Annotated in this window: 6 protein-coding genes; 4 read left to right on the forward strand and 2 right to left on the reverse strand. The window is 65.4% G+C overall.

Annotation, left to right across the window (positions count from 1 at the left end; genetic code table 11):
- Positions 1–3 precede the first annotated feature (3 nt).
- Both IT540_RS02850 and IT540_RS02855 read right to left on the reverse strand, forming a co-directional pair.
- Positions 4–1,986 (reverse strand): sigma-54-dependent Fis family transcriptional regulator, encoded by a 1,983-nt coding sequence (locus IT540_RS02850; RefSeq protein ID WP_291172985.1) that lies wholly within the window; start codon positions 1,984–1,986, stop codon positions 4–6.
- Positions 1,987–2,032: 46 nt separating this feature from the next.
- Complete coding sequence (locus IT540_RS02855; protein ID WP_291172988.1) at positions 2,033–2,806, reverse strand: FCD domain-containing protein; 774 nt, start codon at positions 2,804–2,806, stop codon at positions 2,033–2,035.
- A gap of 178 nt (positions 2,807–2,984) precedes the next feature.
- Here IT540_RS02855 and IT540_RS02860 point away from each other — a divergent pair, with 178 nt between their 5' ends.
- The 4 genes from IT540_RS02860 to IT540_RS02875 are packed head-to-tail and all read left to right on the forward strand — an operon-like array spanning position 2,985 to position 7,524.
- The gene (locus IT540_RS02860) at positions 2,985–4,637 is read left to right on the forward strand and encodes an L-lactate permease (protein WP_291172991.1); all 1,653 of its coding nucleotides are present in this window, start codon (positions 2,985–2,987) and stop codon (positions 4,635–4,637) included.
- A 24-nt stretch (positions 4,638–4,661) separates the two neighbouring features.
- A complete protein-coding gene (locus tag IT540_RS02865) occupies positions 4,662–5,459 on the forward strand; it encodes a (Fe-S)-binding protein (RefSeq protein WP_291172994.1) in 798 nt (265 codons plus the stop codon).
- Entirely contained in the window at positions 5,459–6,880 is a 1,422-nt protein-coding gene (locus IT540_RS02870; RefSeq protein WP_291172997.1) for a LutB/LldF family L-lactate oxidation iron-sulfur protein, read from the forward strand. The genes IT540_RS02865 and IT540_RS02870 overlap by 1 nt, the downstream gene beginning before the upstream one ends.
- Positions 6,881–6,900: 20 nt before the next feature.
- Complete coding sequence (locus IT540_RS02875; protein WP_291173001.1) at positions 6,901–7,524, forward strand: LUD domain-containing protein; 624 nt, start codon at positions 6,901–6,903, stop codon at positions 7,522–7,524.
- Positions 7,525–7,769 lie beyond the last annotated feature (245 nt).

The following is a 7,769-nucleotide window of genomic DNA, read 5'->3' on the forward strand; positions in this document are numbered from 1 at the left end:
GCCTCAGCTTGGCCGAGTGAGATTCTGCCTCTTGATCCATCGGTAGAGCGTCTGCCGGCTGACCCTCAGCTCGCACGCCGCATCCGAGACGCACCAGCGATTGCGCTCGAGGACATCGAGCAGATCGGGCGCCGCCGGACCATCGCTCGTCGCGGAACCGGCAGCATCCCCGACCTCGGGGCTGAGCCAGTCCGGCAAGCGGTCATCCGCGATCTCGTCCCCGCCGGCGGAAGCCAACGCATAGCGCAGCGCAAGGCGCAGCTCGCGCATGTTTCCGGGCCACGGGTGCGCGACAAGGGCCTTAAGCGCCGATGGCGAGATGCCGGGAGCCGCGTCCAGCCCCATCTTCGCGGCCTCGATAGCCAATGCGCCGAGGATGACATCCTCCTTGTCGGTGCGCGCCCTCAGCGCGGGCAGCTCGAGGCGGATGCCGGCGATCCTATAATAGAGATCCTGGCGGAACGACCCCTCGGACACCATCCGAGGCAGGTCCTGGTGGCTGGCGCATATGAGGTTGAAATCGACCTTGATCGGCTTCGCGGAGCCGAGCGGCACCACCTCTCCCTGTGCGAGCACACGAAGCAACCGCGTCTGCAGCACGAGCGGCATGTCGCCGATCTCGTCCAGGAACAGCGTGCCGCCGTTCGCCTCCGCGATGCGTCCGCGGCGGCCTTCGCGGCGCGCCCCGGTAAAGGTTCCGGTCTCGTAGCCGAACAGCTCGCTCTCGATCAGGCTTTCGGGGATCGACGAGCAGTCGATGACCACGAACGGCTTGGACGCGCGCGAGCCCACGTCGTGAATGCCCCGCGCGAACTCCTCCTTGCCCGTTCCGGTCTCGCCGTGGAGCAGGATCGGCAGGTTCTTGTTGACGAGCCTGCGCACGGTACGGACATGCTCGCGCATGATGGAATCGTTGCCGGCCAGGGCATCGAGATCGAGCTTGCCGCTGCCCGAAAAGGCGGCCGTCCCGCCGGAGGCGCGGGCGCTTGCCGGCTTCGAGGAAGCGGCCGCCTTGGAGCGCGCAAGCGCCATCATGCTCGCAAAGCACGGACGATCGCTGTCCTTGAGGCGCGCAATGCCGATGCGCTCGATATGGGCGCTCTTTGCGCTCCGCCCGACATCCTGCCAGTTGATCTCCATGAAATCGGAAAGCGGCTGCCCGATGAGGGCCTCGCAGTCGATGCGGCGCAAATCGGCGCCGCCGCTGCCCTGGACCTCGACGGCACATCCGTTGTCGTCGAGCGCAATGAGGAACCCGCTGCCGTCCTGCTCGCCGTCCAGCCCCCATTCCACGCGGAGAATGGCGCGGTTGCGGTTCCTCTCCAGGAAGTAGCGCCGCTCGATACGGCGCGCCGTTGCGATGACGAGCTCGCACACCAACGGCTGCATCTCCTGCGGCAGATCCGCCACCGACGAGGCGTCGAGCGCCGCGATGACCTGCCCCTTGGGGTCGAAAATCGGCACCGCCGTGCATGTCAGGTTGGAATAGCTGAAAAAGAAGTGCTGCGAGCGGTGTATGGTCACCGCGCGCCGGCTCGCGATCGACGTGCCGACACCGTTGGTGCCCGCATGCATCTCGGCCCACGCGGCGCCCTCACAGACACCGACGCGGCGCAACGCGCGGTCGGGAGACGACGAGGTCCAGACGTCGAGCGCGATGCCGTTCGGATCGGCTAGCATGACGACGTAGCTGGATGCCGCCACCTGCCCCATGAGCCGCTCGATCTCGGGACGCGCGACGTGCCTCAGCAGATCCAGCGGATCGATGGCACGCCGCAGCTCGTTGATGGTGACGATCTCCGGGCCCTTGTTGCCGGCACGATCGAGCTTGTATTCGCTGACGCAGCGCTTCCAGGAGGAGACGATGAGGCTCGGCATGTCCTCGGTCGGACCGCTCTCGCTGCGCGTGATCTCGTCGAAGATCCGCCGCGTATGAGCGTATTCGGGCGACTGGCTTGCCACCTTTCCCTTGCCCAGCACGTTCATTTCGCCCTCCCAACAGATTTCTTATGTAAGACCTGGGGGCATTTCTTTACCTTGCCAGATAGTCATTCCTCTCGACGCGCAACAGGGACGCCTTGAGCCGCATGCTGTCGCGAAGAATGTCTTCCACGCTGCTGAATGTGTATCGGACGTGATCGGCCGCGGCGGCCTCGGCCGCCTTGGGATTGCCGGCCAGAATTGCATCGGCAATGGCGAGATGCTGCCCAAGCAGCTTGGAGCGCACTGCGGCGCGCTGATAGAGCTGCTGGCGGCTGTAGAAAATGTTGGTGCGCAGGAGCTCCGCGAGCCCCCGCATGATGTGGAGCATGACGGCATTGTGCGCCGCCTCGTAGATGGAGAGATGCAGGTCCACGTCGGCCTGCGCCTCCTCCGTCGGATCCTCGACCTCGTGCGCCTTTCTCATCCGCGCAACGCAGGCACGGATCGCCTCGCGGTCGATATCGGAGGCCCGCATCGCCGCGTAGCGCGCCGACTGGGCATCGACGCCCTGCCGGAACTCGAAATAGTCGGCCGTCACTTGCGGATTGTTCTCGAGCAGAGAGGCGAGCGGCTTGAGAAGCGGCGAGAGGAACTGGGCCACGTAGGTGCCGCCGCGCGTCGTGATCAGGAGGCCGCGGCTGGCCAGCATCTCGATCGCCTCGCGCAGGCTGGGCCGCGACACATCGAGCTTCTCGGCCAGCTCGCGCTCGGGCGTCAGGCGCTCTCCGGGGCGCAGGACTCCCTGCAGGATGAGCTTCTCGATATGATCGGCGATCGCCTCTGCCACACGCTGCGGTTTGATACGTTCAGTCGCTCTTTGCATGTGCTCCCCACAGCGATGCGGAACAAACAACGAGCGCTCAGGAGTAATAGCTTATCCAAATCTGTCAATAGGAACTATCTATTTCCCATCTGAGGATTTTGGTCTAATCACTTTACCACGAAGGTGGGCGGTCCGGTTGGGTGGCCAAAGAGACCCGCCACATTGGGAGCGAAAACACGTGTGGTCTCAAGTCTATGATCCCTTCGGGGATATGCTGCTGTCGGCGGGGGCCGCGGCGGCACCAATCGTCGTTCTTCTGGGCGCGATCGCGATTTTCGAGGTGAGGGCGCACTACGCGGCCCTATTGGGACTGGCGACCGCCCTGCTCATCGCCATCTTCGCCTTCGGCATGCCGCCCGCGATGGCGGGGCTCTCGGCCGCCTACGGCGCCGCCTTCGGGTTGCTGCCCATCGGATGGATAATCCTCAACGTCATCTTCCTCTACCAGTTGACCAACGAGAACGGCGAGTTCGAGGTCGCGCAGCGCTCGATCGGCAGGATCAGCCAGGATCGCCGCCTGCAGGTGCTGTTTATCGCCTTCTCTCTGGGTGCCTTCTTCGAGGGTGCAGCCGGGTTCGGCACGCCGGTTGCCGTCACGGCCGCGATGCTGATCGGTCTCGGCTTCGCTCCGCTGGCGGCGTCCGGCTTGTCGCTCATCGCCAATACGGCACCGGTCGCATTCGGCGCGCTTGGTTCCCCGATCATCGCGCTTGCAGCCGTCACCGGCCTCGACCTGCACGAGCTTTCCGGCATGGTCGGACGGCAGCTTCCACTGTTCTCGGTGATCGTCCCATTCTGGGTGATCTGGGCCTATGTCGGCTTCCGGCGCATGATCGAGGTCTGGCCGCCGATTGCGGTCGCCGGCATCACGTTCGCCGTGCCCCAGTACCTCGTCTCCAACTATCACGGGCCGTGGCTGGTCGACATCGTCGCCGCCATCGTGTCCATGGCATCGCTGGCGCTGTTCCTGAAGGTCTGGAAGCCGAGCACCGTCATGACGGAGGCCGTCGTCGGCGCGGCTCCGCAGCCGACACCGCAGAGCGACGAGGCCCCTGGCGACACGCTGACGCGCCGGATGGTGTGGCGCGCCTGGTCGCCTTGGCTCTTGCTCAGCGTCTTCGTGTTCCTGTGGGGCACGCCGCAGTTCAAGGCCTTCCTCGACAGCATCTGGGTCTACAAACACCCGATCGAAGGGCTGAACGGCCTCGTGCAGAAGGTCCCGCCCGTCGTCGCCACGCCGCATGCAGAGGCGGCCGTCTACAATCTGAACCTGCTGTCCGCGACGGGCACCGGCATTCTACTCGCCGCGCTGCTGGCGGGCCTGCTGCTGGGCTATCGCCCGCGCGACCTCTTGCGCGTCTACGCACGCACGCTCTACCTCGTACGCTACTCACTCATGACGATCGCCGCCATGCTCGCCATCGGCTTCGTCACGCGCTACTCCGGCACCGATGCCACGCTCGGCCTCGTCCTGGCCAACACCGGCTGGCTCTACCCCTTCTTCGGCACGCTGATCGGCTGGCTCGGTGTGGCGCTCACCGGCTCGGATACGGCCTCGAACGTGCTGTTTGGCGGCCTGCAGCGGGTCAGCGCCGAGCAGCTCGGCATCAACCCCACCCTCATGGCAGCCGCCAACAGCTCGGGCGGCGTCATGGGCAAAATGATCGACGCACAGAGCATCGTCGTCGCCTCGACCGCCACCAAATGGTACGGTCACGAGGGAACGATCCTGCGCTTCGTATTCTTCCACAGCGTCGCCCTTGCCACGCTCGTCGGCTTGTTCGTGACCGCGCAAGCCTACTACTGGCCTTTCAACCTGCTTGTACCGTAGCTCATTCCGTTGGGACGATAGGCGATGACCGAAGCCGATATTTCACCGCCGGAGGTGAGGAAGCGGCCGCGTGTCGGGCTCTTCGTCACGTGCCTGGTCGATCTCTTTCGACCGAGCATCGGCTTCGCCGCGGTCAAGCTGCTCGAGGACGCGGGCTGCATCGTCGAGGTGCCGCCGCAGCAGATCTGCTGCGGCCAGCCGGCCTACAACAGCGGCGACGTCGCCGGGACGCTCCCTATCGCCCGGCAGGTCATCGAGGCCTTCGCCGGCTTCGACTACGTCGTCGGCCCGTCCGGCTCCTGCATGGCGACGCTCCGCAAGGACTATCCGGAGATGTTCAAGGACGACGCCGAGTGGAGCGGACGCGCGAAAGCGCTTGCGGAACGCAGCTACGAGCTCATGTCGTTCCTCACCGACGTGATCGGTGCTCCGCCGATGAACGTTCGCTTCGAGGGCAAGGCGACGTACCATGACAGTTGCTCCGGCCTGCGCACGCTCGGCATCAAGGAGCAGCCGCGCCGTCTCCTGTCCGACGTCGAGGGTTTGACGCTGACGGAGATGCAGGATTCGGAAACCTGCTGCGGCTTCGGCGGGACCTTCTGCGTCAAGTACCCGGAGGTATCCGTGAAGATGGTGTCGGACAAGATCGGCAACATCGACATGACGGGCGCCGACACGCTGCTGGGAGGCGATCTCGGCTGCCTTCTCAACATCGCCGGACGCCTGTTGCGCCTCGGCAAGCCGGTCCGCGTCTTCCATACGGCGGAAGTGCTTGCCGGCATGGCCGACGGGGCGGCCATCGGCGAGCGGGAGAAATCCTGATGGCGGTCAAGACGCTCGATTTCCACGCGCGTGCATCCAAGGCGATCACCAACGAAAGCCTGCAGAAGTCGTTCTCGAATCTGAAGAGCGGCTTCGTTGCGGCCCGCGCGCGAGCCGTCGCGGCACTTCCCGAGTTCGAGGCGATGCGGGAGGCGGGCGCCGCCATCAAGGATCACACGCTCGACAACCTCGACTTCTATCTCGAGCGCTTCGAGGCGGAGGTGACGAAGCGCGGCGGAAAGGTGCACTGGGCGGCCGATGCCGAGGAGGCACGCCTGATCATCCGCGAGATCTGCGCCGACGTCGGCGCCAAGACCGTCGTCAAGGGAAAGTCGATGGTCTCAGAGGAGATCGGCCTCAACGAGGCGCTGGAGGCCGAAGGCCTGGAGGTCCTGGAGACGGACGCCGGCGAGTACATCGTCCAGCTCGCCAAGGAGGCACCGAGCCATATCGTGATGCCGACCGTGCACAAGACCACGGAGGACATCGCCGACCTGTTCCAAGAGCACCACCGCGCGTATGGCTTCAGCGAGCGCGCGCACGACGCCGCCGAGCTGATCGCCCAGGTGCGCACCCTCATGCGGGACAAGTATTTCGCGGCCGATGTCGGCATCACCGGGGCCAACTTCCTCATCGCCGAGACCGGGTCGAACATCATCGTCACCAACGAGGGCAACGGAGATCTTTCCTGCACGCTCGCGCGCGTGCACATCGTCACCGCCGGCATTGAGAAGCTGGTGCCGACGCTCAACGACGCCAGCGTCCTCCTGCGCCTGCTGGCGCGCAGCGCGCTCGGCCTCGAGACGACGAGCTACACCACCCTGTCGACCGGACCGCGGCGGCCGGGAGACCTCGACGGTCCCGAGCAGTATCATGTCGTCCTTGTCGACAACGGGCGCACCAAGATGCTGGCAGGGGCCTTCCGGCCCATGCTGCGCTGCATACGTTGCGGCGCCTGCATGAACCATTGCCCGGTCTACCTGTCGGTCGGCGGACATGCCTACGGCTCGGTCTATCCAGGCCCCATGGGCTCGGTGCTGACGCCGATGATCGCCGGCCACGAGAAGGCCAAGGAGCTTCCCCACGCCTGCACGCTCAACGGACGCTGCCAGCAGGTGTGCCCCGTGAAGATTCCACTGCCCGACCTCCTACGGCGGTTGCGCCACGACCAGTGGGAGGAAGGCTTCATCAAGGGCAAGGCGCGGTGGGGGATCAGCTTGTGGTCCTGGCTCGCCGCGCGACCCGCGCTCTATCGCATCTTGACGCGCCTCGGCATAACGGTACTTGGAATTGCGGGACGGTCGCGCGGGAGCTTTACGCGCCTGCCGCTCGCGGGTGGCTGGACCACCGGGCGTGACATGCCGGCGCCGCAAGGGACGACGTTCCATGCGGCATGGGCCAAGAGAAAGAAGCGAGCGTGAGCGGAAGCCGACGGGATCACATGCTGACGCGGATCAGGGCGGCACTCGGCAATCGCCCCCGCTCGAAAGGTACGCTGGCGGCCCTCGGCGAGCGGATGGCACGGCCCCCCATCGGGCCGCGTCCGCAGTTGACCGATGATCCGGTAAGTCGACTCGTCGCCAAGACGCAAGCCAACCTCTTCTCGGTCGAGCGCATCGCCTCGCTGCAAATGCTCGTGCCAGCCGTTCGGGCGCTCCTGCCTGAGACCGCCGTTCCCGACATCAGCGTCGCACCTGCGCTCAAGCATCTCGGATGGCCGAGCGACTGGAGCATCAATTTCGGCCCCGGACGCCGCACCGAGAACCTAAGCGTCACCATGGCTATCGCGGGCATCGCCGAGACCGGCAGCGTGGTCCTGCGGTCGGATCCCGCTTCACCGACAACGTTGAATTTTCTTCCTGACGTCCACGTCATCGTCCTGCGCACGGAGGACGTCGTGCCCTATCCCGAGGACGTCTGGGCACGCTTGCGCTCAAAGGGCGGAGACTGGCCGCGGACCGTCAACATCGTCGCCGGGCCGTCGCGCACCGCGGATGTCGGCGGCATCATCGTGCGGCCGGCGCACGGGCCCAAGAGCGTGCATCTCATTCTTTGCGAGAGCTGACCCGCGCACGGACGCGCTGCTCCCGTCCCTTATGGACAGGAATGATTGCGGTCCGGCGCTGGAAAAGAAAAAGGGGGGTGATGTCGATCACCCCCCAGGGCCTTCTAGGGAGAAGCCTAGAAGAAGATCGCTCCGCCGAAGGCGTAGATGTGGAGGTCTTCGAAGTCCTCCGATCCGGACACGCCGCCGGCGGTGAAGTCGAGATCCGCGCTGTAGTTCTTGTACTTGAGCCAGAGCGCCATCGA

This window comes from Hyphomicrobium sp. (assembly GCF_020852195.1).
Classification (GTDB): Bacteria; Pseudomonadota; Alphaproteobacteria; order Rhizobiales; family Hyphomicrobiaceae; genus Hyphomicrobium_C.

Excerpts from the sequence above, each read along its gene's own strand:
- IT540_RS02870 (WP_291172997.1), top strand. The coding sequence starts at position 5,459 with ATGGCGGTCAAGACGCTCGATTTCCACGCGCGTGCATCCAAGGCGATC.
- IT540_RS02855 (WP_291172988.1), bottom strand. The coding sequence starts at position 2,806 with ATGCAAAGAGCGACTGAACGTATCAAACCGCAGCGTGTGGCAGAGGCG.
- IT540_RS02850 (WP_291172985.1), bottom strand. The coding sequence starts at position 1,986 with ATGAACGTGCTGGGCAAGGGAAAGGTGGCAAGCCAGTCGCCCGAATAC.
- IT540_RS02875 (WP_291173001.1), top strand. The coding sequence starts at position 6,901 with ATGCTGACGCGGATCAGGGCGGCACTCGGCAATCGCCCCCGCTCGAAA.
- IT540_RS02865 (WP_291172994.1), top strand. The coding sequence starts at position 4,662 with ATGACCGAAGCCGATATTTCACCGCCGGAGGTGAGGAAGCGGCCGCGT.